This window comes from Luteitalea sp. (genome assembly GCA_009377605.1).
In the GTDB taxonomy this organism is placed as follows: domain Bacteria; phylum Acidobacteriota; class Vicinamibacteria; order Vicinamibacterales; family Vicinamibacteraceae; genus WHTT01.
In genome coordinates this window covers 50465-76187 of sequence record WHTT01000018.1, presented here as the reverse complement: position 1 = coordinate 76187, position 25723 = coordinate 50465, and the positions used below count along the sequence as shown (strand labels likewise).

14 protein-coding genes are annotated in these 25723 nt (G+C 65.3%); 2 read left to right on the top strand and 12 right to left on the bottom strand.

Going from position 1 to position 25723, the window contains the following annotated elements; translation table 11 throughout:
* Window positions 1–4: 4 nt before the first annotated feature.
* The 5 genes from GEV06_08310 to guaA all read right to left on the bottom strand — a co-directional run bounded on the left by GEV06_08310 (window position 5) and on the right by guaA (window position 10486).
* A complete protein-coding gene (locus tag GEV06_08310; protein ID MPZ17898.1) occupies window positions 5–2281 on the bottom strand; it encodes a hypothetical protein in 2277 nt (758 codons plus the stop codon).
* On the bottom strand, window positions 2278–4275 hold the full coding sequence (gene recJ, locus GEV06_08305) for a single-stranded-DNA-specific exonuclease RecJ (protein ID MPZ17897.1): 1998 nt from the start codon (window positions 4273–4275) through the stop codon (window positions 2278–2280). The genes GEV06_08310 and recJ overlap by 4 nt, the downstream gene beginning before the upstream one ends.
* Window positions 4271–5275, bottom strand: a complete 1005-nt coding sequence (locus GEV06_08300; protein MPZ17896.1) for an acetyl-CoA carboxylase carboxyltransferase subunit alpha — start codon at window positions 5273–5275, stop codon at window positions 4271–4273. Before GEV06_08300 ends, recJ begins: the two co-directional genes overlap by 5 nt.
* 115 nt (window positions 5276–5390) lie before the next feature.
* Entirely contained in the window at window positions 5391–8882 is a 3492-nt protein-coding gene (locus tag GEV06_08295) for a DNA polymerase III subunit alpha (GenBank protein ID MPZ17895.1), read from the bottom strand.
* A 65-nt stretch (window positions 8883–8947) separates the two neighbouring features.
* Window positions 8948–10486, bottom strand: coding sequence for a glutamine-hydrolyzing GMP synthase (gene guaA / locus GEV06_08290; protein MPZ17894.1), 1539 nt, complete (start codon window positions 10484–10486; stop codon window positions 8948–8950).
* 66 nt (window positions 10487–10552) lie between these two features.
* Here guaA and GEV06_08285 point away from each other — a divergent pair, with 66 nt between their 5' ends.
* Window positions 10553–11749 (top strand): PQQ-binding-like beta-propeller repeat protein, encoded by a 1197-nt coding sequence (locus GEV06_08285; protein ID MPZ17893.1) that lies wholly within the window; start codon window positions 10553–10555, stop codon window positions 11747–11749.
* Between the two features lie 9 nt (window positions 11750–11758).
* Here GEV06_08285 and GEV06_08280 read toward each other — a convergent pair whose 3' ends face one another.
* Both GEV06_08280 and GEV06_08275 read right to left on the bottom strand, forming a co-directional pair.
* Window positions 11759–14440, bottom strand: a complete 2682-nt coding sequence (locus GEV06_08280) for an FtsX-like permease family protein (protein ID MPZ17892.1) — start codon at window positions 14438–14440, stop codon at window positions 11759–11761.
* Window positions 14441–15627: 1187 nt separating this feature from the next.
* On the bottom strand, window positions 15628–17457 hold the full coding sequence (locus GEV06_08275) for an aminotransferase class I/II-fold pyridoxal phosphate-dependent enzyme (GenBank protein ID MPZ17891.1): 1830 nt from the start codon (window positions 17455–17457) through the stop codon (window positions 15628–15630).
* A 605-nt stretch (window positions 17458–18062) separates the two neighbouring features.
* On the opposite strand from GEV06_08275, the gene GEV06_08270 reads away from it, so the two are divergent.
* A complete protein-coding gene (locus tag GEV06_08270) occupies window positions 18063–22088 on the top strand; it encodes a HAMP domain-containing protein (protein ID MPZ17890.1) in 4026 nt (1341 codons plus the stop codon).
* Window positions 22089–22259: 171 nt separating this feature from the next.
* On the opposite strand, the gene pssA is transcribed toward GEV06_08270, so the two are convergent.
* The 5 genes from pssA to tsaB all read right to left on the bottom strand — a co-directional run bounded on the left by pssA (window position 22260) and on the right by tsaB (window position 25702).
* A complete protein-coding gene (pssA, locus tag GEV06_08265) occupies window positions 22260–23051 on the bottom strand; it encodes a CDP-diacylglycerol--serine O-phosphatidyltransferase (GenBank protein MPZ17889.1) in 792 nt (263 codons plus the stop codon).
* A gap of 1 nt (window position 23052) precedes the next feature.
* Entirely contained in the window at window positions 23053–23679 is a 627-nt protein-coding gene (locus GEV06_08260; protein ID MPZ17888.1) for a phosphatidylserine decarboxylase family protein, read from the bottom strand.
* 200 nt (window positions 23680–23879) lie between these two features.
* Window positions 23880–24161 (bottom strand): DUF465 domain-containing protein, encoded by a 282-nt coding sequence (locus GEV06_08255; GenBank protein ID MPZ17887.1) that lies wholly within the window; start codon window positions 24159–24161, stop codon window positions 23880–23882.
* 180 nt (window positions 24162–24341) lie between these two features.
* Window positions 24342–24884: a ribosomal-protein-alanine N-acetyltransferase gene (gene rimI, locus GEV06_08250; protein MPZ17886.1), complete on the bottom strand. Its 543-nt coding sequence runs from the start codon at window positions 24882–24884 to the stop codon at window positions 24342–24344.
* On the bottom strand, window positions 24881–25702 hold the full coding sequence (tsaB, locus tag GEV06_08245) for a tRNA (adenosine(37)-N6)-threonylcarbamoyltransferase complex dimerization subunit type 1 TsaB (protein ID MPZ17885.1): 822 nt from the start codon (window positions 25700–25702) through the stop codon (window positions 24881–24883). Before tsaB ends, rimI begins: the two co-directional genes overlap by 4 nt.
* Window positions 25703–25723 lie beyond the last annotated feature (21 nt).

Sequence of the window (25723 nt, the reverse complement as noted above, 5' to 3'; positions counted from 1 at the left end):
TTGCCTACTCTCGCTCCGGACACTTTCCAGCGACCGTCTGGGTACGCCTGCCCGCGTTGCCGTCCATGCGGATGGTATCAGTCGCTTTATAGAAAGTCAAAATGCTGCCGATGGTCTCGCGACACTCGGTGGGCAGCTGTTCGAGCACCACGACCGGACCACCCGTCATCACATATTTCTCCTCGTCTGCGAAGTACGTGAGCCGTGCACCCGCGCCATCGCGAGGAGCCGACGCGCCCTCGGTCGGAATCGTCTTGAGCGAGACATCGGTGTACCCTTCGAGCCGTTCGAGTTGCCGACCTTCCTCGTCCAAGTACAGCTCGATTCGGTCGGCGCGGAGATCTCCTTCGGGACCCACCAGGTGCGGCTGCGGAGGCCCTCCAGTGTAGATCGCGCGACGATCGGCCTCCTGATAGTCGAGCGCTTGCGCCGTGATGGTCGTCGGGGCCGACTTTGCCGGTGTTCCTTTCGCGAGGCCTGAAGGCCCGGCGCTACGTACAGCGGTACTATTACCGTTGGTTGCCGCCGGGCTCGCTGGTTCCTGCTCGAGCTCCAGGGTGGAGACGACGTTTCCCTCGCCCTGCAAATTGCCACTGTCGTCATCCAAGGTCAACGTTTTGGCGCTGATTGCCGTTGCGCCTTGCCACAGACGCGCCTGACCCGTGTAGACGGCAAGCGCTCCCTTCGACTCGAGCCGACTGGCCGTGACGTTGACCGGCTCGCTGTCTCGGAACATCACCGGTCGTCCGCGCTTCTCTGCGCCTTCGCGACGTGCCTTCAGCACGCTGCGGACCCCACCCGTGGCCACGAGTGTCTCGCCATCGAGCGATGTGTTGATCGTGGTCGCGGTGACCGAGATCCGCTCATCGCTCACGCGTGCGCCGACGCCAGTCTTGCCGGGCGATGACAGCGCCACGGTGCTCTTCTTGACCTCGTAGTCGACCTGCTCCGCATTGCCCTCTCGCGTGTTCCCTTCTTTCAACGTGACGCTGCCGGTGAACATGGCGCGCTCGATGTCGCCGAAGCCGGGTGCCGTGTCCGTGTCGAGCCGACGCGCCGTGACCGTTCGGTCTGCGGCAGGCTGTCCCTCTCGTGTGACTGCCTCCCGCTCGACGTACTCCACGTCTCGCTCGAAGCGAGCCTGGTTGATACCGGTCGGCGGCCCAGTTGCGACGAGCGTCGCCGAGCGGATCACGCGCGCCGGCGTCGACTCTTGCGCAGGCAGATCGACGCGCACGCGGTCGCGGGCATTCAGGGTGGTCAACGTGGAGCCGTCGGGCGCGAACCCCAGGCTGAGCGTGTTGCCAGCAAGACGTCGCCCACCCACCCCGGGCTGCCCCGCCATCTGAATCGCAGCGTTCCCGCTGAGCGATGCTTCTTGGAGCGCGCGGCCATCCGGCGCGTATGCCAGGTCGATGTTCACCGCGGACATCGACCGCAACGCTCCGGGCATCGCATCCGGTGTCTCCACGCTCGAGTGACCTCGCAGCTCGGCACGTTGAACGATGTCCGCCTCGGGCTGAAGAAACAACGTGCTGTTGTCTGCCCGCGTGATCTGCGCGCCCCGCACGATGCGCACCCCGTCGAGCAATCGCACGTATCGGTCTCGACGGGCGAATCCCGCCTGGCTGGCCGTCATGTCCGATGCCCCTTCACCACGCTGGTCCGGCGCCACCGTGATGCGCGGCTCGGCGAGGAGCCAGAGTACGTCGCGTCTGCTGTCGTATGTGGCCCCTCGGGACCGGCCCGACATGCGTCCCCGGGTAAACGTCACCGCGCCTGGGACCCGCACGATCTCCGTGCCTTTGTCGTACATGGCCTCAGCGGCGCTCACGATAAGGCCATCGCTGCTCCTGAGTTTGACGTTGCCGCGGACGGTCATCCGATCGGGCATGATGGTCGACATCGGCGTGGCTGTCGACTGGCCCGCCTGCCCTGCCTGCGGTTGCGCTTCGGCGGGCTCCGCCTCGATGAGCGCTTCGTCGCCGGTCAACGTCATCGCCTTGCCGTCGCGCGGTGGCAGGTCCACTGTGATCGCAGAGAGCTTGCTCGTCCCATCGGCGTACTGCAGCCAGCGCTCGTACGCGATCTTGAGATCTTCCTTCGCACCTTCGGTGCTCAGCGTGACACCAGGCCCGCTCTCGACAATGGCCCTCGGGTCTTCCCGTTTCGGCACGCTCTCGGTCGTCGTCGGCCGTCGTCGAAGCGACAGGACGACGACGATCACGAAGATCAACGCAAACAGCGCAAGACCCAAACGGGCGCGCCGCTGCCACGTCATGGCCCGTCTCCTTCGGACTCCGCGCTCCCGAATCCCGAATCCTGATTCCTGATTCCTGTTTCCCGCCTTCGCTCGCCTGCGGCGAGCTTCGGCGAGGGAAGCCCGTTTCCTGTTTCCTGAAAGTCGGCCACCGTCAGCTCAACGGTCGTTTCGCCGCGCCACGTTCGCTTTTCCAGTGAGTACGCGAGCCGTACGGCCTGACGATGCTCCTGGAGGAACGGCACGCGTTCGCTGGCACGCCACGCGATGGCGCCGAACAGGCGCCCGTCCTGCCGAAGGTGCATCTTCAGATGCCGCTCTTTGATGCGGTGCGGTCCGCTGGCGATCTCGACCGCCGCGGCGTCGAAGACGGGCCGGGGATTGCCCATACCGAACGGGCCGAGGCGATCGAGGCCGGTAATCACCTCCGAATTGATCGCCGACAGCCGGAGACCGCCATCGACGCGCAGGCGTGGCATGAGGTCGGTCGGGTCGAGGCACTCGTCTGCATGGGCATTCACACGACGCCTGAACTCTTCGATGCGCGTAGCTTCGATCGTGAGCCCAGCGGCCTGGCGATGCCCGCCGAACTTGACGAACAGGTCCGCGCACTGCTCGAGCGCGCCAAGCATGTCGAAGCTCGGAATCGACCGGCACGACCCGTGCCCCAGCTCCCCGTCACGCGAGATGACGATTGCCGGCTTGAAGTACGTGTCCACCAGCTTCGATGCCACGATCCCCACCACACCGCGGTGCCAGTCGTCGCCCGCGACCACGAGCACGTTGTGGGCGCCGACGTCCGGGTCCGTCTCGACGACTTTGCGCGCCGCTGCGAGAATGTCCGCCTCGTGCTCCTGTCGCCGCCGGTTCTCGGCATCGAGCTGGGCCGCGAGGCCGCGCGCTTCCTCGGCCATCGCCTCGTCCGACGCGAGCAGCAGCCTCGTGGCGAGGTCTGGCGTGCTCATGCGGCCGGCCGCGTTGACCCGCGGAGCCAGGACGAACGCCACGTGAAAGCCGTCGATGACCGTGTTGGTCAACCCTGACGCCTCGAGGAGCGCTCGTAACCCAACCGTATGTGGACCTTTCGACAGGCGTTCGAGCCCGATCTTCGCGATGACGCGATTCTCCCCCACAAGCGGTACGACGTCGGCCACGGTCCCAATGGCGGCCATTTTCACGAAGGCCGGCAGCCAGCGGGCGTTGCCGGTCTGCATGGACAGCGCCTGGACTACCTTCAACGCGACCCCAACCCCAGCCAGGTTCTTGTCCGGATAGGAGCAATCGCGCCGCTTTGGATTGATGACCGCCAACGCAGGCGGCAAATCCGCCTCCGGCTCATGATGGTCGGTGATGATCAGGTCGATGCCGAGCTCACGCGCGCGACGTGCCGCGTCGGCGCTGCGGATGCCGCAGTCCACCGAGACAATGACCCGGACGCCGAGGGCGTGCAGCCGGTCGATGGCAGGCGTTTGGAGACCGTATCCGTCGCGGAGCCGCTCGGGAATGAAATGCACGACGTCGCCCCCGAGCAGCTCCAGACAGCGTCGCATGATGACGGTGGATGTCACCCCGTCGACGTCGTAGTCGCCGTGAATGGCCACGCGCTCCCGGCGCGCGATAGCGCCGAGCAGCCGGTCGCACGCGACCCGGAGGTCGGTCAGTTGCCACGGGTCGTGCAGGTGGTCCAGCGATGGGTTCAAGAACCGATCCGCGGTTTCGGGATCCGTGAAGCCGCGTTGATACAACAGCCGCGCCACGACGGGCGCGACGCGTAGCGCTGAAGCGAGCTCGTTGGCGGCCCGCTCGTCGCATGGTTGATGTTCCCAAATGAGTGTGCGCAACAGAGTCCTCGTAAGGCAACCACGAAGGCCGCACAGAACCACAACGAAGATCCAACCACCAACGTTACAATCACCACGAAGGACACGAAGGATCAACCACGAAGGACACGAAGAGCACGAAGGAAGAAATTCAAACTGGTATTCTTCGTGCTCTTCGTGTCCTTCGTGGTTAATTCTCTACGTCCGTCGTGGTTGCCTCTTCGTGTTCTTCTTCGTCGATGATCTCCGCCCCGAGGCGCCCAATACGCCGAAACTTTTCATACCGGCGGTCAACAAGCGTGTCGACCGCTTCTCTCCGCAGGCTCGCCAGTCCGGCGGCGAGAGCCGTGTCGACCGCCTGCGCGGCGGCATCGGGATCTTGGTGCGCTCCGCCATTCGGCTCTGGGACGATCTCGTCGATGACGCCGCTCTTCAAGAGGTCCGCAGCGGTCAGCTTGAGCGCGTCGGCTGCCTCCACCTTCTTGGCGGCATCGCGCCACAGAATCGCCGCGCAGCCTTCGGGCGGAATCACGCTGTACACGGCGAACTCCTGCATCAGCACGCGGTCGCCCACCGCGATGCCCAGGGCGCCGCCGCTGCCTCCTTCGCCCGTGAGGAGGATGACGATGGGCACGGTCAGCACGGCCATTTCACGAAGGTTGTACGCGATAGCCTCGGCAATGCCGCGCTCTTCGGACTCGACGCCTGGATATGCTGCCGGCGTATCGACGAACACAATGATCGGGTGTTCGAACTTCTGGGCGAGCTTCATGGCGCGGAGCGCCTTCCGGTAGCCCTCCGGTCTGGCGTATCCGAAGTTTCGGTGCACTTTCTGCGCAGTGTCGCGCCCCTTCTGGTGACCGACGAGGAGCACGGGCTCGCCCCGATACGCCGCGAAGCCAGTGACGATCGCCCCATCGTCCGCGAAGTGTCGGTCGCCGTGAATCTCGGCGAAGTCCGTGAACAACCGGTTCACGTAGTCCAGCATGTACGGGCGGGCCGGATGTCGCGCCACCAGCACTCGCTGCCATGGGGTGAGGCGCGAGAAGATCTCGCCTCGAATCTGCGTCACACGGCGGCGAAGACCCGCGATTTCGGCGTCTCGGCCTTCGGTCTGCGGAAGCTGGCTCAGAGCATCGATCTCCTTCAGCAGCACCGCAACCGGCTCTTCGAACTCTAAGGTTTCTGGTGGCATTTTTTGAGTCCCGTAGCGCAGGCCTTTAGGCCTGCCTGCTGTGCTCGCGTACCTCCCCAGTCTTGCGCTGGCGACGCGGTGTTGGCAGGCCTAAAGGCCTGCGCTACGTGTGAGATCACCTCAGCCGAACTGATCCGCTGCCACAAATCTGTTCGACTTCCGAGACGAGCTGCGTCGACGGCTCGACACGGGTCTGCGCCAGGTTGGCGGAGATCCGCAGCGGTCGATGGACCTCGCGCAGCTCCAGCTCGACGCGCACGCGTCGATCGCCGCGATGCCGCTGCAGCACGCCCGCGAGCGCTTCGAAAGTCTGCCGGTCGTGGGGTGGCGAGGCGATGGTAATCACGACCTCGCGCGACAGTCTGCCCGGCAGCCCGGCGAGGGACGTGATCTCGTTCGCACGCAGCCGTGCGCTTTCTTCGGTGACCTCCAGGGCGCCACTGACGAGGACCATGGCATCGTTGAGGAGCAGGGTCTCGCACTGCCTGAACGGATCCGGGAAGACCACGACCTCCATCGTGCCGGCCATGTCTTCGAGCACGAACGCGGCCATCCGGTCGCCCTTGCGCGTCTTGAGCGGTCGGAGCGCCGTGACGATGCCGCCCGCCAGCACGCTGGAGGCGGATTCGGTGAGCTCGGCAATCGTGCGGGCGCCGGCCTTCTCGAGCACAGCCTTGAATTCGTGCAGCGGGTGCCCACTCAAATAGAGGCCAAGGGCATCTTTTTCGAACGCCAGCAGTTGACGCTCGCTCCAGGCCGGCGCCGCCGGTAGCGGAATGGCGAGCGTGCCGCCGACCTCGTCCGCCGAGTCGCCGAAGAGCTGCGATTGCCCCTGCTCGCGATCTCGCTGCTGCCGGCTGCCATGCTCGAGCGCGCGATCGATGGCGGCGGACAGGCGCGCGCGGCGCTCTGCCAATGGCCATGCCGCGTCTGCCATGGAGTCGAGCGCTCCCGCTTTGACCAGGCTTTCGAGCACCCGCTTGTTGACGAGGCGGAGGTCCCCGTTCTCGGCGACGGTGAACAGCGAGTCGATTCGTCCGCCCTGCGCGGCGCGGACGGCAAGGATCGACTCGATGGCACCCTGCCCCACGTTTCGGATGGCCCCGAGCCCAAACCGAACGCCTTCGCCTGGGCTCACCGTGAAGCGCAGCTCACTGATGTTGATGTCGGGGGGGAGCACCGGAACGCCCATGTCCCGACACTCGTTCAAGTAGAAGGCGAGCTTGTCCGTGTTCTGCGATTCGATGGTGAGCAGCGCCGCCATGAAGTGCCACGGGTAGTTGGCCTTCAAATAAGCCGTCTGGTACGCGAGCAGCGCGTAGGTCGTCGAGTGCGCCTTGGGAAACCCGTACCCCGCGAAGTACTCCATCAGGTCGAAGACCTTGGTGGCTTTCTTCTCGGCGAGGCCGCGCGTCGTTGCGCCCTTCACAAACCGCTCTCGCTGGGCCTGCATGACAACGAGGTTCTTCTTCCCCATTGCTTTGCGCAGGACGTCGGCTTCGCCCATCGTGAAGCCGGCTAAATCGCGGGCGATGTGCATCACCTGTTCTTGGAAAGCGATGACGCCGTACGTGGCGCGGAGGATGGGCTCGAGCTGCGGCACTTCGTACTTGATCTCGGCGCGGCCGTGCCTGCGGTTGATGAAATCGTCGATGACGCCCGCGCGTAAGGGCCCTGGTCGATACAGCGCATTCAGTGCGATGAGGTCGTCGAACCGCTGCGGCTTCATCTTCCGCAACACCTCACGCATGCCGGTGCTCTCGAACTGGAACACACCTGCCGTTTGCCCCATGCCGAAGAGCTCGAACGCGGCTCCATCATCCATCGGCAGGTTTTCCATATCGATCGTCTGCCCCGTGGTCCGCTCGATCTCTGCCACGGCGTCGTCGATGAGCGTCAGGGTGCTCAAGCCCAGGAAGTCCATCTTCAGGAGACCGATGCGCTCGATCTCCTTCATGGCCCACTGCGTCGTGATCTGATCCTTGCTCTGGTCCTTGTAGAGCGGCACGAACTCCGTGAGCGGCTTTGGGGTGATGACCACACCCGCTGCGTGCACCGACGCGTGGCGGGTCATGCCTTCCAAACGCCGCCCGATCTCGACCAGTTCCTGCACTTGCTTGTCGCTCCGCGTCAACTGGCTGAGCGCAGGGTTTTCCTCGAGCGCCTTGTCGAGCGTCATGTCGAGCGTGGACGGAATCAGCTTTGCCACCTTGTCGACGTCCGCATACGACATATTGAGCACGCGGCCGACATCCCGAATCACCGCCTTCGCCTTCATCGTGCCGAAGGTGATGATCTGGGCGACGTTCTCGCGCCCGTACTTGCGCGTGACGTACTCGATCACCTCACCCCGCCGGCGCTCGCAGAAGTCGATGTCGATATCTGGCATCGAGACACGCTCGGGATTGAGGAAGCGCTCGAAGATCAGATCGAACTCGATGGGATCGACGTCCGTGATCTTGAGGCACCAGGCCACGACGCTCCCCGCAGCGGAGCCACGCCCAGGGCCGACCGGAATGCCTCGCTCGCGCGCGTATCGGATGAAGTCCCACACGATCAGGAAGTAGCCCGCGTACTTCATCCGTTTGATCATCTCGACTTCGTACGACAGCCTCGCCTCGTATTCGTCGAGGCCGTGCCCGAGGGCGCCACGCTCGGCGAGCTGGCGGAGACGCGGCAGGCGCTCGGCGAACCCATCCCTTACGACACTCTCGAAGTAGTCATCGAGGGTGCGGTCCGACGGCACGTCGAAGTTGGGCAGGTGATACTCGACGGGATCGAGGTTGACGCCGCACCGCTCCGCGATGCGGACACTGTTGGCAAGCGCCGCCGGGAAGTCGCCGAAGACCTCGCTCATCTGATCGGCTGACTTCAGGTAGAACTGATCGCCGTGATATCGCAGGCGGTCTACATCCTGCACGTTCTTGCCGGTGCCAATGCAGAGCAAGATGTCATGCGGCTTGTGATCGCCGTGCCGCAAGTAGTGCACGTCGTTGGTGCACACGAGCGGCAGGCCAAGATCCTGGCTCAACGACGGCAGGGCACTGTTGACCACGCGCTGCTCGCCGAGCCCTTGGTACTGCATCTCGAGGAAGAAGTTGTCGGGCCCGAGGATGTCGCGGTAGGTCGCCGCCGCCTCTCGCGCCTTCGCCGCGCGATCCTTGTAGAGGCCTTCGGCGACCTCTCCCTTGAGGCAGCTGCTCAAACCGATCAGGCCTTTGGCGTGCTGCGCGAGGAGCTCCTTGTCGATGCGCGGCCGATAGTAGAAGCCCTCCGTATAGCCGGACGACACTAGCTTGATGAGATTCTGGAAGCCGTCGTTCGTCTCGGCGAGGAGGACCAGATGATTGGCCGTCTCTCCAGGGACGCCACCCTTGACCCGCCGGTCGCCCGGCGCAACATAAACCTCGCACCCGAGGATGGGCTTGACGCCGACCTTGTGGCAGGCGTCGTAGAAGGCGATCGCCGAGAACATGTTGCCATGCTCGGTCACTGCCAGCGCTGGCATACCGAGCTCGGCGGCCTGTCCCACCAGCTCCTCGATCCGGCAGGCGCCATCGAGCAGCGAATATTCCGTGTGCAGGTGCAAGTGCACGAAGTCAGGCATGGCTTTGCATCTCTGCCGCGCCCGACCTAAAGGTCGGGCGACGACGCCGAACGTATGAGATGGTGCTATTCCCATTCAATCGTCGACGGCGGCTTCGAGCTGATGTCGTAGACGACCCTGTTGATCCCGCGGACCTCGTTCACGAGCCGAGATGAGATGCGTGCAAGGAGCTCATGGGGCAAGCGCGCCCAGTCCGCCGTCATCCCGTCTCTGCTCTCGACGGCGCGAACGGCCAGGGCAAACTCGTACGTGCGCGCGTCACCCATGACGCCAACGCTCTGGATCGGCAACAGCACGGCAAACGACTGCCACAGACGACGATACCACCCCTGTCGTCGGATCTCGTCTTGAAGGACCGCGTCGGCGCGTTGCAGCAGGTCCAGTCTCTCAGAGGTCACCTCACCCAGGATGCGTACGGCGAGTCCCGGTCCTGGAAACGGCTGCCGCCAAATGAGCTCCTCATCGAGCCCGACTGTCAGTCCGACCTGACGCACTTCATCCTTGAAGAGCTGGCGCAGCGGCTCGACCAGCTTCATGCGCATCTGCTCCGGCAGACCGCCGACATTGTGGTGGCTCTTGATGACCGTCGACGGTCCCACAACCGAGACGCTCTCGATGACATCGGGATAGAGGGTGCCCTGCGCGAGAAAGTCGAAGCGACCGAGCTCGGAGGCCTTCTCGTCGAAGACGTCGATGAACGTCTTGCCGATAATCCTTCGCTTGTGTTCCGGGTCCGTCACGCCGGCCAGTCGCTCGAGGAAGAGCGCAGAGGCGTCAACCGTCTGGAGCGGCAGGTGGAGACGATTGCGAAAGCGCTCCTCCACCTGCTGCGCCTCGTTCAGTCGTAGCAAGCCGTTGTCGACGAAGATGCACATGAGACGTTCGCCGATGGCCCGGTGCACGATGACCGCGGCGACCGTCGAATCGACACCACCGCTCAAGCCGCACACCACACGCCCCTCGCCCACCTGTTCGCGGATGCGCGCCACCGACTCGTCGACAAACGACGCCATCGTCCAGTCGCCGGTGCAGCCACACACCTTGTAGGCAAAGTTGCCGAGGATTTCGGTGCCTTGGTCCGTGTGCGCCACTTCGGGGTGGAAGAGGAGACCGAAGAGCTTGCGGCTGCGGTCTTCCATGGCCGCCACGGGAACGTTGGCGCTGACAGCGGTCACGTCGAATCCTGGGGGTGCCGAGGCGACATAGTCGCCGTGGCTCGCCCAGACGCGGAGCTCTGGCGGGAGCCCGGCGAGCAGCGGCGTGCTGTCCTGAACCTTGACGAGCGCGTGACCATATTCACGATGAGCCGCGCCGCCCACCGCGCCGCCGAGCGCTGCGGTCATGAACTGCATCCCGTAGCAAATGCCCAGCACCGGCACGCCTGCCTCGAGGATGCCCGGATCGGCCAATGGAGCGCCCGCGTCGGACACGCTTCGCGGGCCGCCCGACAGGATGATGCCGGCGGGTCGCTTCGCGGTGATGGCCTCGAGCGAGGTGCTAAACGGCAAGATCTCCGAGTAAACGGACAGCTCTCGCAGACGCCGGGCAATCAGTTGTGTGTACTGAGACCCGAAGTCGAGGACGATGATGGTTTGGTGGGACACAAATACACTCAACTGCTGAAGCTCTTGTCACGCCGAAGCGCGAAGCCGGACTTGTATTATAACGAGATGACTTCGCCCGTGCCCACGACATCTTGGGGTTCGCCACCAAGATACCGCAGCCTGTTGGCATTTCTTGCCTCCATGATCACCGCCGGGCCTATTACTGTCTCCCCTCCTCCACATGGGCCGGAGGTTCTTGCGCAGGCGAAACCGGACCCCCCGCGAGACTCGGAAGAGGCCGCCGACAGCGATGAGGTTCTCTTTCCTCTCCGGACGGCATGGCGCGCCGACCTCGCCGAGCCGGTCGTCGCACCGGCGGGGGTGGACGCGGCCCGAGCCTATGTGCCGCTTCAGTCGGGCGCGCTCGCGGCGGTCTCCCTGACCGATGGGAAGGTGGTTTGGAAGGCTTCGCACCCGACCACACTCACTCCCTTCTCCAACGGCAGTCTGGTGTTCATCGCAGGCAAGGACTCGGTTGAAGGCGTTACCGCGGCGAATGGGGTCACGCGCTGGCAGACACCGATCCCGGGCGAGCTCGCGGCCCCAATGGTCGAGCGGGCCGGATGGCTTATCGTGCCGCTCGCGAGTGGCGATCTGCTTGCGCTGCGTTCCGCTGACGGCAAGGTCGTCTGGCGCGCGGCGTTTGGCGCGGCGGCCGCAAGCCAGCCAGCCATCGACGGGGAGCATGTGTACCTACCGTTGGATGACGCCCGCGTGGTAGCCGCCGACATTTTTTCTGGTGACGTGGTCTGGACGCGCACGCTGGGCGGTCCCGTGGTTGGGATGTTCATCTACGCGGAGCTGATTTACGTCTCGTCAACGGACAACTATCTCTACTGTCTCGACGATCGCAAGGGGGAGATCGACTGGCGCTGGCGCACCGGTGCGGATCTGGTGGGCCGCGCGGATGCGCTAGGCGCGCGGGTCGTGTTCGTCTCGCTCGACACCGTTCTTCGCGCTCACGATTGGCTGAACGGCGCGCAGCGCTGGCGAACGCCTCTGCCCTGGCGTCCGCACTTCGGGCCGCAGATCGTAGGGACGACCGTCGTCATGTCCGGCTTGGTGCCCGAGGTGCGCGGCTTTTCTCTGGACAACGGCAAGGAGGTGGGCCACCTCACCTTTGCCTCGAGCGACGTCGAGAAGCTTCAAGGTCCGGTTATTACGGTGCCGCCCACCCGGTCTGGAGGCACGCGTTTCGTTGCGGTCAGCGAGGAGGGTAAGGTGTACGGCTTGGCACCGGAAACACCAGACGCTGCCCAGTGAGCTGCGGCTCTACTCCGACCGCAGCGCAGTGATTGGGTCAAGCTTGGTCGCTCTCCTGGCGGGTAGGTAGCTCGCGACCAGTGCCATGAGGAGGAGGAGCACGCCGCCGATCCCGATCCCGATCATGATCGGATCGGACTCGCTCGTCTCGTAGAGGAGGCCGGACATCAAGCGCGTCGCTGCGACCGCGGCGGCGGCGCCCACGGCCACACCGATTAGCGCCAGCTTCACGCCTTTGCCGGCGACGAGCAAGAGGATGTCGCGGGGCTGCGCACCGAGCGCGATGCGCACGCCGATCTCCGGCACGTGCTGCACGACAAAGTATGAGATCACGCCGTAGATGCCGACCACCGCAAGCAGCAGCGCGAAGGCAGCAAACGCAATGAGCAGCGTGGTTCCGATCCGCTGCGCTCCGACATCCTCATCGAGCACCTCATCGAGTGTTTTGACATTGGAAATCGGCTGTGCGGGATCCACGGCATGGATCTCATGTTTGATCGCCGCAACGAGATTCATCGGGTCACCAACGGTCCTGACAGCAAGATCACGCGGCGCAAACCACGGCTGACCGTCGAACTGTTGGTATGGCAGGTACATCTCGGCCTTCACGGGAGCAGCGAGCCCCATTTGGCGGACGTCGCCAACCACGCCGACGATGGTGAGCCAGGGACCCGCTGAGTTGGACTCGCCGACCTTGAACCGCCTTCCGACTACATCGTCACCGGGCCAGTACTGTCGGGCCATCGTCTCGTTGATGATGGCGACTGGCTGCGCGCCCTTGGTGTCGCCCGCATCGAAGGATCGGCCGTGTCGCAAAGGGATACCGATCGCTCTGAAGTAGTCGGTGCTGACCTGACGGTGGGCGGCGTCGTAGGACACAGCAGGATCAGACACCTCTCCCTCGATGGCGAAGCTCGTGGTTCCGCCTTTCCACTCGAGCGGTACAGACGTCGTGTAGCCTGCAGCGACCACAGCCGGCAGGCGCGACACGCGAACGAGCACTTCGTCGTAGAACGCCGTGCGGCGTCCGTGGTCCGCGTACTTGTAGAAGGAAGCGCCGGCTGCAGCTATTGCTCGCTCATCGGCGACCGTGGCCAGCACTGTCCGAAGCGTCACGACGCCCTCTGCGTGCACCCCCACGTCCGCATACCGCAGCCGGTAAAGCGTTTGGACGAGCAGCCCGGCGGCAACGAGTAGCACAAGCGTCATCGCCACCTCGGCCACCACCAACAGGCTGCGGCCCCGTTGCGTCCGGGAGGTGCTGCGGCCGCTCATCTTCAGGGCTTCGCTGAGCTCGGGGCGCGTCATCTGGAGAGCTGGAGCGAGGCCGAAGAGGACACCAGTGACGAGCGAGAGAATGACCGCCACTCCCAGGGCGCGTGCGTCGAGCGTCACTGGGGTGAAGAGCGTCATGCTGGGCGGCACGAGCTGCTCCAGAAAGGCGAACGTCCACCGAGCGACTACGAGACCAAGGACCAGACCGATCGCGGAGAGCACGAGAGTCTCGGTCAGCAGTTGTCGGATCATCCGGCTGCGAGTGGCCCCCAGGGCGCCCCGCAAGGCGATCTCCTGGCGGCGTGCCGCAGCGCGGGCGAGCAGTAAGCTGGCGAGGTTGGCGCAGACGATCAGCAACACGGCGCCAACCGCCGTGAGCAGCAGGAGGAGCGGGCGACGGGCATCCCCCGCGAGCTGCTCGGACAGTGGCAAGACACGCGCCCTCAGGCCTCGCGCTTCTCTCGGGTGATCGCGGGCGATGCGCGTCGCGATCGTGTCAACGTCGGCCTGAGCCTGCGCCAGACTCACTCCAGGCCTCAAGCGGGCCACGACGGTCAGATAGTGGCTGTCGCGAAACGTGAGCTCCTCCGGGCTGAAGGCGGCGGGCACCCAGAGGCCGATATAGCTCTCGAGAAATTGAAAGCCTGATGGCATGACACCAACGACGGTGTATGGCCGGTTGTCGAGGAGGAGGTGGCGGCCGATGATCGTCGGGTCGCCACCGAAGCGACGTTGCCAGAGCCCGTGGCTGAGAATCGTGACAGCCGGGCCGCCGGGACGATCCTCATCAGCCCGGAAGACGCGTCCGAGCGCCGGTGTCACGCCAAGCAGCGGAAAGAACGTTGCGGTCACGCCGCGCGCTTGGATCTTCTCCGGCTCGCTGCCGCCCAGCGTCACGCCCCAGGGGCTGACCGCCGCGACCGATGCAAACACCTCGTTCTGGGCGTCCCAGTCCGCATAGTTGGCCGGAGCCACGTCGTTGCGCGGAAACCCAATGTCTGAGGCGTCCTCCCAAATCACTACGAGCCGCTCCGGCTCGTGAAACGGCAGCGGCCGTATGAGGACGGCGTTGATCAGGCTGAAGACGGCGCTGCTGCCGCCGATACCGATGGCAAGGGTCAGGACCGCCGCCAGGGCGAAGACCGGGCCTCTGGCGAGCGTGCGTATGGCGTACCGCACGTCACGCCGGGCGTCCTCCAGCCACACGAACGACCGTGCGTCCCGGTGGAGCTCCTTTGCTCGATCAACGCCGCCCAACGCGCGCTTCGCGGCGAGCTGCGCCTCCTCAGGCGTCAAGCCTCGGCGCTGAAGCTCGTCCTCGAGCAGCGTGAGATGAGCGCTGATTTCCCTGGCGAGTTGCCGTTCTGCTCGCCGGGGCCGCAAGGCGTTCGAAAGCCTGAGAGCGAGACGTCTCATACGCGACCTGTGTCGTCCTTGACGAGGAGTTCCGTCGGCGTACAACCGTGGACGTCGACCGTCACATCCACTTGAACAGCCAGTGGAGATAGTCGGGACGTTAGCACTATGTCACTTGAGATCCAAGTGGATTCTACATAGGTCCCCCACCGTCGCGAAAGCCTCAATGGGCTGCCCCTCCTTGAAGCTAGTCGTCGCCCAACCGCCGGCACGAGTGGAAATCGCCCAAGGCTCCCGCGCAAGACGCATGCCGAACTCGTGCCGGCACGAGTTCCAGTGGCTCCATATGATGGTGTCGCTTCCTTTACACGCATCGCGCCCGACGACCCAAAGTCGCATTGGGCTTGATACGCGTTGTGAGCCCGACACCTCAAACAGATATTGTCGACCGAGGCCTCGCCGCCGACGGCAAAGGGCACCACGTGGTGGAACTCGAGCCAGCCCCGCGCGGCACATCGGCGCCCACTTCGGCTCACAAACGTACATTGCCCGCCGTCGCGCTGCCACACGGCGCGTTGGACGGCCGCGGGAATCCGGCGCGAGCGCGACGACGCGCCGCGACGGCACTCGGGCTGTGTCCGCCCGGACGGGCGAGCAGTACCGGTCTCCTTGGCCTTCAGCAGGCAGCGAGGTGCATGGCCTCGCGGAGCAGATCCTGATCCGAGAGCTGATCGAACGAGGCAAATGAAGTTGTCATGACCCATTATACGGAGCCAATTTTCAAGGCGCAGAAAGGCTCCATAACGCAGAGAAGCGCGCCGACCGACCTTTTCAGTCGACCTAGCGTCCGAATGCTACGCCTCGGCCAACGTAGGGCCTACGACGGGCGATTCTCACCTGCTCCTGCACAAAAACGCGCTCGGTCCTCGAATGGTGTCAAGCACTTTCTTACCGATGTCGGCGGTCGGTACGTGGTCTAGTCGTGTAGCTACTGACACACCTCGCGCACTGTGCACGATCCGCTACGTCCGCCGCTGGTATGCCGACGTCAGCCGCGACGTGCAACACGTTCCACGCGCGACGTGGGAGGCACTAACTGGCGAGCAACAGAGCGTGATGCGCTTTCCGATCGGAGAATGAGGAGGATCGGGGTCGTCCCAGCGTGGAGGGTTCCCGTGTGTTGCCCCGCGTCGCCACGCGTAGCGAAGGCCTGTCAATTGCGGCGTAGGCAGGCCTGAAGGCCTTCGCTACGACTGACCACTCGAATGACGTGCCGTTCGCGCGGCTGCCTGTTCCAGCTCCGCGCGGACAACCTCGGCGAGACGACGAATGCCTTCCTCGATCCGTTCGGGCGAGGGTAACGAGAAAGACAGCCGCATGAAGCTCGACCCGCTGCCGTCGACGAAGAACGGCCGGCCCGCCACGTAGATCACCCGCTGCCCCATGGCGCGCGCGAGCATTGCCTGCGTGTCCACCTGCGGTGGAAGCGCGACCCAGAGAAAGAAGCCGCCGCGTGGATGTGGCCACTGCGCCAGATCGCCGAGCTCGCGCGACAGCGCGCCCGCCATCACCGTGCGCTTTCGTTGATAGTATTGACGAAGCACCGGAACCTGTCGGTTGAGGACACCACGTCGGCAGGCCTCGTAGGCGATACGCTGGTCCAGCCCGCTCGTGCAGAGGTCGGTCGATTGTTTTGCCGTGTCGAACTTTGCGATGAGCGCCGCCGGGCCGTCCATCCAGGCCACGCGAAACGCCGGTGCGAGGGTCTTGGAGAGACTGCTGAGATAAATCACGCGCCCTTCTTCGTCATCCGCTTTGATAGGTCGCATCTCCCCCTCTGCGGCGTCATCGAACCAGAGGTCGCAATACGGATCGTCCTCGACGATCAATGCATCGGCGCGTTGCGCCCACGCGAGAAGATCGCGGCGCTTTTTCAGGCTGGTGAGCACACCGGTCGGATTGTGAAAGTTGGGAACGACATACAGGAACTTCACGCGACGGCCGGCGGCAGTCTGACGCCGGTGCACTTCGTCGAGGTGGGCCAAGTCGATGCCGTCGGCTTGCTGTTTGACGCCGACCAGCGTGGCCTGTGCATTCTTGAACGCCGCTATCGCCCCCGTATAGCTGGGAAGCTCCACGAGCACGACGTCGCCCGGATCGATGAGCACGCGTCCCAGCAGGTGGAGTCCCTGCTGGGACCCAGTCGTGATGATCAGCTCGTCAACCGCGGCGATGATGCCGCGCGCATGCAATTGCTGTTGGAACACATCGAGCAGGGCGGGATAGCCGCGCGTCGGCCCGTACTGCAGCACGTTGGCGTCGCGGCCACGGAGCAACTCGGCCGCGATGTCGCGGTACTCGTCCCACACGAACGTGTCCGGCGCCGGGTAACCTGGGGCAAACGAGATCACGTCCGGGCGCTGCGCTGCCATCACGCCCATTTGCCGGATGGCCGACTGCAAGAGCGCCTCGCCCGCGCGCGAGAGGAAGCGGTCGTACTGCATCATGCCGAGCGCCCAACGGCGAGCGGGTTGGGCGTCGCTCCGGCTAGCGCGTCGCGCCGGCGCGCCTGGTAGATGGACAGGTACGAGGTGAACGCCGTCAGGCCGAGGTACTGGAACACGAGGCCACGCAGCAGCCAGGTCACGACCTGGAGCGGAAGCACAGTCAGTCCCACGAACGGGACGAAGGAGATCAGGCTCAGGCCGGCCGTGGCCAAGGCAGACGCAATTGTCGCCAGCAGCACGAGCACCAGCGTGATGACAAACACGCCGCCGACCAGCCAGAAACGGTCGCGAATGTACGCCAGCATCTCGCCAAGCGCGTGGCGCACGCCGCACGCCTCGACCGCGATGACCATCTGCAGCAGTAAGTACGTCACGTTCACGAGCGTGATCGCGGTTACCAAGACCGCCGAGCAGGCTGCCAGCACAAACGGCCACACGGACATCCAACCCTGATCGATGACAAACAGGTACCCGAACGCGACGGCGAGGAGGTAGGCTCCACCCAAGAGCGCGTACGCGGCGAGCAAGCAGATCCCGAGGCGGAGAAAACGTGGAAAGAGCCGACGGCATCCCTCGAGGAACAGCGGCACTTCGGTCCGGCGAAGGCGGCGGAGGACGGCCGCCCGCACGGCGAGCCGTTCCACCGGGCCGGCGCCCGCTTCCGATGCGACGAGCACGCTGAGCGTCCCGCCCTTGATGAGAAACATCAGCGCGGATCCGCCAACGACCGTGATGAGAAGTGCCACGATGAAGCTGCTGAGCGCCGCCGGATGCGATCTCAAGGCCTCGAGAAGGGCGCCGATACTGTCGCGGAGGTTCCACTGCCACAGGTCGTCCACGTCGCGGTGGAGCGCCAACGCGACCAGAAACACACCGCCGATGACAGGTACCGCGATGAGCAGCTTGAACGTGGATTCGGCAACGAACTGAACGAGCAGGAGGGGCCAGTTCGCGGCAGTGACCAGGGCGCCGCGCTTGAGCGGCGCCTTCAGGGTCGGAAGGTGACTCATGCAGCAAAGGGCGGCCGCGAGGCCACCCTGTCTCGCAGTATAGCACCGGGTGACCGGGTGACCGGGTGACGGAGTGACCGGGTGATGGGGTGACAAGGTGAGCGAGGGCAGGCGTTAGACTGCTGATGTGAACCTGGAGGCGTGGCCGGATTGGAAGATCGTCGAATGATGCGTCGTCCTCTCATCGAACGCGGCGTTGGCCCGGCACCGTGGTGGCAGGTGCTGCTCGCGGGCGGAGCATGCGCGCTGCTTGCGGTCGTCGTCGGTCTCGCGTGGGAGACGTGGCGTCTCGGCCAGACGCCGGAGGCCGCAGCGGCGCGCGTGGAGCGGGCCGTGCGGGACGAGATGGCCTCCCGCATGGCGGCGCTCGAACGTGTGGTGGCGACGCTCGTGGCCGACTCGCGTGTGGCTGATGCGCTCGACCGGCGCGCACCTGACATCCGTACTCTCTTCGACCTCGCCGCGCTGCCCGGCGCTCGGCAGGACATCCCGGGGCTGGCGGTCACCATCTACGATGCCCGAGGAGAGGCCACGGCGTGGAGCGGCCGGCCGTCAGCGGAGCTCGATATCCAACTCGTAGAACCAGACGAGGGAGCGGGCCTCCGTGTTGCTCGGGGCGCCCTTGGCTGGCGACTGGTGGATGTCGCCCCGATCGAGCGTCCGGCTTCGGGCAAGAAAGCCATCAGGCTGGGAACCGTTGTCGCCGAACGTGGTCTCTCGCCACCCGACTCGGCTTACGACGCCGGCGAGATCTCCTTCCCGCTTCCCACGAAGCTTGCCCCGGTGTCGATGACCCCCGTCCGACTCGCCGCGCCGAAACGGGGGAGCGGCCGTGAAGCGGTCGTCATCCGCGCGCCGGACGGCCAAGCCTTGCTCCAAGCGGATGTGTCACCCGGTGAGCTGGCGCGCCTGCGTGCCGACGGCCGCCGCCGGATCCGCGCGCTCGCCTTCGCCATTCTCGGCGTGACAGCGCTGCTCGTCGCCGCGGTCTGGGGCGTGTCCCGTCGCCGGGTGCGCTCGCGCGGGCGCTACGTGCAGCTGACCGGAGTCGCGCTTGCTGCGCTCATTGGGGCGCGCCTCCTCTTTTGGGCCGCCTTGGTCCCAGATGCCTCGGCGGGTGGGCTCCTTTCGCCGGCGACATACGCGTCATCATGGCTTGGCTGGATTCACCGCGTACCGCTGGACCTCTTCATCTCCGGCGCAATCGCGGTCGCCGCCTTGACGCTCTTTGTCGATCCCGTCCGGCGCGCGACGGTGATCTGCCGATCCGTGCGCATCTCTCCGCTCGGCACACGCGGCGCGCTGGCACGCTTTGCATTCTGGCAGCTGGTGGGCGGATCGGCCGCGGCGCTCGCCGTGGCCGCAATGGTGCGCGTGGTCGACGACACGATCGGTGGCAGCGACATCGACTGGCTGAAGCTCTCGCTCTCGCCGTGGGAGCCGGCGCGCCTCGCGTTGGTGTTCGGATTGATTCTCTTCGAGGCGACGACGGTCTGGTCCGGTGTCATGGCCCTGCGGCTTACGGCAGCACGGTGGCGTCTGGACCGGCGCCGTTGGAGTATGCGGCTGCTCGTCCCGCTGTTGTGGTTGCTGCCAGGCTTTGTCTGGGTGGTGATGTCAAGTCTGCGCCACGTGGACGTGTCAGCCCCCGCGGTCATGCTGTCGCTCGCTGCCAGCGCGGCTGCGGCCTGGATGACCGCTCGCGGCATCGCATGGTATCGCCACGGCTCGCCGACCACCAGGCTCGTCGGGCTCTTCCTCGCGCTGCTGGTGCCGTCCTTGCTCCTCTACCCTGCCCTGTTTCACGAGGCCGACCATGACAAGCGTCGGCTGATCGAGACCGAGTACGCGAGACAGGCGATGAGGCGCTTGGAGGACCTCCAGCAGCGGCTCATCGAGTCGCTCGACCAAATCGACGCGATTGCCACGCTCGCGCCCACACTCGCTGGGTTGGTCACTGCGGACCAGGGTCAAGAGCAGCCCTCCACCGACCAAGCGTACCTGGTGTGGCGGACGACGGCCCTCGCCCGGTCTGGGCTGACCTCCTCGATTGCGCTCCACGCGCCGCCGCCGAACGGCCGGCTACTCAGCCGGTTCGCCTTCAACCTGCCGGAGTACGCAGGCACGGTGCCGCTCTTCCAGCGAACGTCCTGCACCTGGGATTACTACTCCGAGGCGTCCAGGTTTGGAGCCGAAGAGCGGACGTTGCTGCATGCGGAGCGCGCCATTTGCGCCCCCGGCCCCGCGGGCACCCAGCGCATCGTGGGTGGGCTCTCGGTCCAGGCGAGCATCGACTACGAAGCGTTGCGGTTTCTGTCGCCTCAGAACCCCTACTACGGGCTGTTTCGCGGCGAGGGCGTGCCCGAAGCGAGCGAGAGCGGCGGGCAGGACGTGGACCTTGTTGCCTACGGGTGGGGCCGGACACCGGTCTATACGTCGATGCGTCGTCCGTGGCCGCTGAGAGCGGACGTGTTCCAGCGCGCCTACCGGCCGTCACGCGATCCGTTTTGGACACGGCTCTCGAGTGGCGAGACCCTCTCCAACGTCTACGTGGTCAACAATCGCAACGCCATCTTCTTGGTGGGCTATCCGATCGTGGGCCCGCTCGGCCACCTGATGCATCTGGCCGAATTGGTGACACTTGCCGGGGCGCTGTATCTGCTCGTGCTCCTCGCGGGCTACGTGATCGCCTGGTTGGGCCGCGAGTCGCAGCCAGCCCACGCCCTCGTGCGTGAGGTGCGCACGAGCTTTGCGCGCAAGCTGTTTCTCGCGTTCGTGGCCGCGGCGGTGATCCCCGTCGTGATTCTCGCGGTCCTCGTACGGGCGTTCGTCGCGACGCGGTTGCGCGCCGACGTCGAGGAGGAAGCCGCAAGAACGGCTGCTGTCGCGCGACGCGTCATCGAGGAGGCGATTGCCCAGCGAGAGGACCCGCGCGGCGACGTCCTCCTGACAGACGATGAGGTGCTTGGGATCAGCCGGGTGATTCAACAGGACGTGAACATCTTCGAGGGGGCGTCCTTGATGGCGACGAGCCAGCGCGACCTCTACGCTTCGAGGCTGCTCTCGACACGGACACACGACGAGGTTTACCGCGCGATCGTCCTGCAGCAGCTCCCGAACCTGGTTGCCGCAGATCAGATCGGCACGATGCGCTACCAGTTGGCCGCCGTCCCGGTCCACTTGCCGGGGCACGACGAGGCCATCCTCACCGTGCCACTCGCCTCACGCCAGCGTGAGATCGAGCAGGAGATCGACGAGCTCGATCGGGGCGTGCATCTCGGCGCCATCCTGTTCATTCTGTTCGGCGCCGGCATTGGCTATTCGATGGCGCACCGAATTGCCGATCCGGTAGAGCGGCTCACGCGCGCCAGCCGGCGTATCGCCTCCGGGGATCTCGACGCGCGCGTCATGGCGCGGACGGCGGACGAGCTCCAGCGGCTCGTGGAGGCGTTCAACTCGATGGCGGCGGACCTGGCGCGGCAGCGCGACCAGCTCGCGCGGACCGAGCGCCTGGAGGCGTGGGCGCAAATGGCCCGCCAGGTTGCGCACGATATCAAGAACCCGCTCACGCCTATTCAGCTGGCGGCCGAGCACCTGCTACGTGTGCACCGGGACCGCGGACAGCCGCTCTCCCCCGTCCTCGAAGGATGTCTCGAGACGGTCCTGTCTCAAGTCCGCGTCCTCCGGCAGATCGCCGCCGAGTTTGCGAGCTTTGCCGCATCGCCCACGGCCCGTTTGCAGCCGACGCCTATCGCCGACGTCATCGAAGAAGTGATCGGGCCTTACCGGGCGGGGTTGACAGAGCGAGTGCAACTGAACGTCGAGGTCGAACGCGAGCTGCCGCTGCTCGCGATAGATCGCATGCTCCTGGGTCGCGCCATGATCAACATCATGGAGAACGCGATCCACGCCATGCCCGGGGGAGGAACCCTGACCGTGGAGGCCGTGCGCGCCGACGATGGGGTACATGTGTCCTTCATGGACACCGGCGTCGGCATGGATGAGGATGCGCTTGGCCGAGTCTTCGAGCCGTACTTTTCCAACAAAGCTGCCGGAACCGGACTCGGTCTCTCGATCGCACGGCGGAACGTCGAGATGCACGGCGGGTCGGTGACGCTCGAGAGCCGGAAAGGTGAAGGGACGAAGGTGACGATGGTGCTGCCGGTGAGCGGTGACAGGGTGAGGGGGTGACAAGGTGACAAGGTGACAAGGTGACAAGGTGACAAGGTGAGCGGGGTTATTCGAGCGCACGTGGCGCGGCGCCGCTGGCTTGTGGTTGCACGAGAGGCTACGTTGCTGGGACCTGCACCCCGATTACCCTGTCACCTTGTCACCTTGTCACCTTGTCACCCCCTCACCCTGTCACCCCCTCACCCTCCTCGCCGCTTCGTCATGAGCCGGCGCTGCCGATTCCGGCTTGCGACGGACCCGCGTCCAGGCGTAGCCGACCAGACCAGACAGCAGGTACGTGTAGGCCATCAAGACGAGCGTCCCCTGCGGCTCCGCCGCGATGGCGGCGATCATCAAGGCGAGGAAGATGAGATTTCGGTAGGAGCGGCGCTTCCGGAGGTCGAAGGTCTTGAAGCTGCGATAGCGGATCGTGCTCACCATCAGGAGGGCCGGGACGAGCAAGAGCGGTAACGCCAACACGCCGTGCCAGGCGGTGAGGCCGTAGGGCCAGGCGAACACGGTTGCTGCCACCACACCCGCGGCCGGCGGGCAGGGCATCCCAGCGAAGTAGCGTTTGTCCGGATTTGCCGAGCTCTGGATATTGAAGCGCGCCAGGCGGATAGCCACGGCCGACACGTAAATGAAGCCGGTGACCCAGCCAACCCGTCCCATCGGTGTCAACCCCCACGCCAGCGCGAGCACGGCTGGTGCGACGCCAAACGAGATGACGTCTGCCAGAGAGTCGAACTCCACACCAAAGGCGCTCGAGGTCTTCGTGAGCCGGGCAATGCGGCCATCGAGCATGTCGAGAACCATGGCCACGCCGATGAAGGGGGCGGCGGTGACATACTCGCCACGCATCGCGTAGATGATGCACGCGTAGCCGCAGAACATGTTCGCAAGCGTGAACAGGCTCGGCAGCAGGTAGGTGCCGCGCCGGAACCGGCGCGACGCGGGCGGTCGTCTTTGGAGAACGGTCAACACGTCATGCCCACCGTGCCACGATGCTCTCGCCGGCGCGCACGCGATCGCCCGGCTGTACCTCCAGCCTGCAGGCTGGCGGGAGGAACACGTCCATCCTGGACCCAAACTTCATGAGCCCAAACCGCTGACCCGTCTCCAGCCGATCGCCCACCTGCACCCGGCAGACGATCCGGCGTGCGAGGATGCCCACGACCTGTTGGAAGGCGACCGTGCGATCGCTCCGCCGTACCCACAGCATATTGCGCTCGTTCTCACGGGCTGCGTCTGCATTGTACGCTGCCAGAAATCGTCCGGGCGTGAAGGCCAGGCGCACGAGCTCCCCGCCATACGGCACGCGGTTGATATGGACGTCGAGTGGCGACAGGAACACGCTCACCTGTTGCCAGTCGCCAGGTGGCGCGGCCGCCGGATCGGCCACGCCCGCCACCATCACCCGGCCGTCGGCAGGCGCGACGACCACATCGGGATCGTCCGGCGGAACGCGCTCCGGATCGCGGAAAAAGAAGGCCATGAAGCCTGCCAGCCCGATGAACGGTATGGCCCAGCCGGTGCGGCGCGCGAGCGCGCAGGCCACAGCCGGGATGAGGCTGCCCATCAGGAACGGTGCACCAGCTCGATCTATGTGCATGACTGAGGAATGGGACACAAGGACCGAGTAACGGACGCCTCGGCGAGGCGCCGGGGTCCCCAGCGCGGCAGCCGCGCTGGGGTGGCCCGTCCCTACCTTCCACCATGGTAAGGCACGTTCGCCGAGCCCGCCGGGCAGGTCCCGGTGTCGCGCGCGGTTGGTATAGCGGGGCACGGCGTACCGTGCCCCTGTTCGTGGGCTCACCGCTGGGATGGTGAGCTCGCAGGTAAAGAAGAGGCCGCTGTCGAGGGAGGTATCGCCATGTCCGCATGGCGGCGCAAGAGCTCCTCCATGCGGTCTTTGAGCTGCAATTTCTGTTTCTTGAGTCGGATTTCCTCGAGCTGGTCGCTCTCGGAGAGATGAGGTTTGTCCGCCATCTCGACGATTTGGACATCCAGCTCGTGGTGCCGCTCCCACAGTTCCCGAAACTCCGTGTTCGTCCTGAGCAGGTGCTCACGCAGCTCGTGTGAGGCTGTTGGCATGCTTCGCCTCCTCTCTTGACCGAGGGTCCAGGATGGGAATCCGTGTGATGGTCGAAGGGACTCTACCACCAGTGTTCAGGGCTTGCAATCCCCAGCGAAGCTGCGCTTCGCTGGGGCCGTCTATGGGCTGGGCCCCGCTCCGCGGGGCCTGACATCTCCTCAGGAACCAAGGAACTTGCTTCACTCGCGCCGATCGGGGCCTGAGGAGATGTCGGCACTCTCTTCAGACGCGCCAAGCGGGCATTCGGACGCCAACGGCGTGTCGGCCGGAATGTCATACCAAAGGATAAGCGCATCCTCGCACGGATGCGTATAATACCCGCGCCGGATGCCGGACTGCACGAACCCCAGGCTTTCGTACAGTCGTTTCGCCGCATGATTCGATGCGCGTACCTCGAGCGTCGCCCGCCGCGCACCGCGTCGCGTCGCATCGGCGAGCACCTGCCCCATGAGCGCCCGCCCGATGCCCTTCCCTCGCAGTGCAGGGTCGACCGCTACGTGGTTGATGTGCAGCTCATCGAACAGGAGCCAAACGCAGCAGTAACCGGAGACCGGAGCCGAGCGGTCCGCACGCACGACGTAGACGGCCGAGACATCGGAGCCCGTCAGCTCCCACTCGAACATGTCACGTGTCCACGGGTTGGTGAACGCAGCCTGTTCGAGCGCGAGAACCTCGTCCAGATCGCGCGCCGCCACGAGAGGCTCGACGAGCCATCCGCTCACGAGTGACTCCCAGGCGGAGAGGCCATTCGATCACGGGCAAGCTCCGCATCGGGCCGGCGCACGTAGGTTGGCACGATGGCGTGAGGCGGCACGGCCAGGTCCGGAAGCGCCCCAGCGAGCGTGGCAAGGACGCCAGCGAGGGGCGGCGGCGAGCGAAGGTCCATACCGTCGCCGAACCGTCGGCGAAGCGGCTCAGCGAGCTCGCCCGCGTTGTCACCCATCAGGCAGAGGCGTGCAGATGGTACGTGCGCCTGCCAGCGCGCGGCCAGTCCCTCTGGCGTGTCGACCGACGCCTCCTCGATGGCGACCAGTCCCACGCGACCGGTGATATTCGTTTCGAGAGGGGCGACACGCGACCGTGGTGCGTGCATGTCATCGAGAGGCCGGTACAGGGCGGTGAAGACCTCGCCACGGGCAGCGTGCATCCAAGCGCCCACGAGTGTACTTCCTGAGTAGTGGTCAGTGGTCAGTGGCCGTTGGACAGTAGATGATGAGGAAGCGGCGTTCTTGGCGGCGACGGCCAGCAGGAGAAGCGTGGAGGCCGAAAATACAGCTCGGTGGCCGACGAGCGCCAGACCCTGAATGGTGGCGATACCAACCCGTAAACCTGTGAAGCCGCCGGGGCCGGAGACGATGGCGAAGAGGTCGACGTCGGCGAGCGTGTACCGGTGACCGGTCAGCAGGGTGATGAGATCGCTGGGGAGTCGCTCGGCATGTGTGCGCTGCGCATCGCCAGAGCAGACCTCGACGAGCTCATTGTCGCGCCAGAGGGCAAGGCTGCCTGCGGGCGTCGTAGTATCGAGTGCAACGATCAACACGGTTTCGTGTACCTAGCGGCC